The organism is Rhizobium sp. 01T444 (assembly GCF_056398305.1).
On the sequence record NZ_JBFTPD010000230.1, the window covers coordinates 1 to 642 of the forward strand.

Here is a 642-nt window from a genome sequence, read left to right on the forward strand (position 1 = left end):
GTCAGGAGCCGCCGCAAATGATTCGCCCATCGCCTCGGAGGCGGTCAGAGGTAAAACCCGGTGGCCGATCAGAAGGAGGGCGCGGGCGGCTCCTCGTCGTGCTTGTTCGCGAGCGCCTTCTGCGCGTTCGAGAACCGTTCGCCGATATAGACGTCGAGCGCGTCCGGCGCGGCGGCGGGCTGCGCGTCCTTCGCCTTCGCGCTGATACCGGCCGTGGGCAGCGGACGGTCGAAATGCGCGCCGCATCCGCCGATGCCAAGCAGCAGGGCGGTGGCGGCGCAGAGAGCGGGCAGTGTCGTGAATGTGTGCATGAGGGCCTCCTTGCGGGAATAGTGGTTCGCACCCGCCGGCCCTTCAAATGGCTCGTCCTCTCCTGGATGGAGTTCGCTGCCGCCACCCAGGGTTCACGTGCGTTGATGCGCCCGCGTCGATGGGCTAAGGTCGCCGCGGTTCATCGTCCGGAGACTCAGACCATGGCTCTTCTGCCCGAGATCGGCGTCCGCAACCCGGACGACCTGGCGCGCTTCGAGGCCGAGATGACGCTCGCACAGCGCCTGCCCGAGCGCAGCATCCTCGATGTGTTCATTGCCGGCGCGGCGCGCTGGCCCGATCGCGCCGCGCTCACGATGCTGATGTCCGGGG

The 642-nt window shown here is 68.2% G+C and carries 1 protein-coding gene; it reads right to left on the reverse strand.

The genetic code is table 11. The annotated features are described in order from the left end of the window. Positions 1–68: 68 nt before the first annotated feature. Positions 69–311, reverse strand: coding sequence for a hypothetical protein (locus AC1DTN_RS38140; RefSeq protein ID WP_477925351.1), 243 nt, complete (start codon positions 309–311; stop codon positions 69–71). Positions 312–642: the final 331 nt, after the last annotated feature.

Excerpts from the sequence above, each read along its gene's own strand:
- AC1DTN_RS38140 (WP_477925351.1), bottom strand. The coding sequence starts at position 311 with ATGCACACATTCACGACACTGCCCGCTCTCTGCGCCGCCACCGCCCTG.